Annotated in this window: 1 protein-coding gene; it reads right to left on the bottom strand. The window is 38.5% G+C overall.

What is annotated here, in order from left to right; all coding sequences use genetic code 11:
* Positions 1 to 7: 7 nt before the first annotated feature.
* On the bottom strand, positions 8 to 1,375 hold a 1,368-nt coding region (locus J7K40_14900), incomplete at its 5' end, for a hypothetical protein (protein ID MCD6163688.1).

The following is a 1,375-nucleotide window of genomic DNA, read 5'->3' as shown; positions in this document are numbered from 1 at the left end:
TTTTTACCTACCCAATTTCAAAATAAAGTCCATCAGGATTAAAATACAACTCTGTAGTACTCAGACTATAACCAATTATTCTAACCAAATCACCTGTAGTTGAAGGCTTTGTTCCTGTCCAATCGCCAGACATAGTATCTACGAATAATATGTTACTTACAGTAAGCCCTGTTGTTGTATAAATTCCAGCATGAAGAAAATCACCAGTTCCATCAGCAGAAATAGTTTCAGTACAAATCGCTAAAAATCCAGCAATAGTTGTCGTGGCACTCCTAGAAGTCTTCCACATCTTGCCATCAGATTTAAGATAACAAAGATCACCATCTACAAGTGATTCTCCAGCAGTTAAAGTTTTTAACTTCATTATAGCTCCAGCAGCGATCACATTAGTAGCATCTGTAACATCTGCAGATTCTTCAATAGTTCCTAATTTTGTAGAGCTAGTAGAATCGAAGCTTATCTTATCATTATTAGTTTCAATATCTGTAATATGTTTAGCCGTTGCCAAACCTTTTTGCAGATTAGTGGCATTTTGAGGAACTTGGGATAATTCTTCCCTTAAATTAATTTCAGGCTTTTCAAAATCAACCTGACTACTCGTGCCGATTAAAGTTGCACCCCCACCAACGGATACACATTGGCCTGTTCCAGTGAGGGTTGCCTGTTCGACATTGATTAAGCCATTAAATGTATCCACAACATCAGTTAGGACTGTTACATTTTCAGTTGTTTTATCATAATCAAGAGCTAAGACTGAATTAGAACTCCCACTGAGAGTGACTTTAGCGTTCTCTTGAAACATTGGGAGTTCTTCAAGATAGTCAGCTTTGATTTGTTCTGCTGTTGTTGCTATGGCAGCAATGCGCAAGAGAGCAATTTCACCTTCCCACGGATAATAACCTAAGTGATTTCCTGTGCCGATTCCAATACCCACCTCAGCATTTGCGTCAGAATCAGTCATAGAAATGGCACTAGATGCAACACCTACAAGACTTCCATCTATATATAACCTAAAAGAAGTTGTAGTATCCCTTACTAAATCTAATTTGAATTTAGGCACACTATAATCAACTTCAAACTCTGTTACAGTGTCACCAGAGGCATCTTTTACGTACAATTGTATAAAATGTGGAGAGTCACCATGCGCATAAAGAGCAAAACTAAATGTTCCTGCATCATTTTGTCTGTTAATTATATAGTTTCCGTATATATCTGACGAACCCGTTAACCAAAGACTAATATGCGCTGGCCCCGTACCAAAATCAAAATCACTGGAATAAGGAATAGTAGCATAATCACTCGCGCTAAACCCACCAAAGCTAACCAACTCCGCACCAGTAGCAACGGCTGTTCGGGTTAAGGTGCCTGTGATAGT

Source organism: Candidatus Zixiibacteriota bacterium, from assembly GCA_021159005.1.
In the GTDB taxonomy this organism is placed as follows: Bacteria; Zixibacteria; MSB-5A5; order UBA10806; family 4484-95; genus JAGGSN01.
The sequence above is the reverse complement of the archived record's forward strand: the minus strand, read 5'-3'. Positions and strand labels throughout refer to the sequence as shown.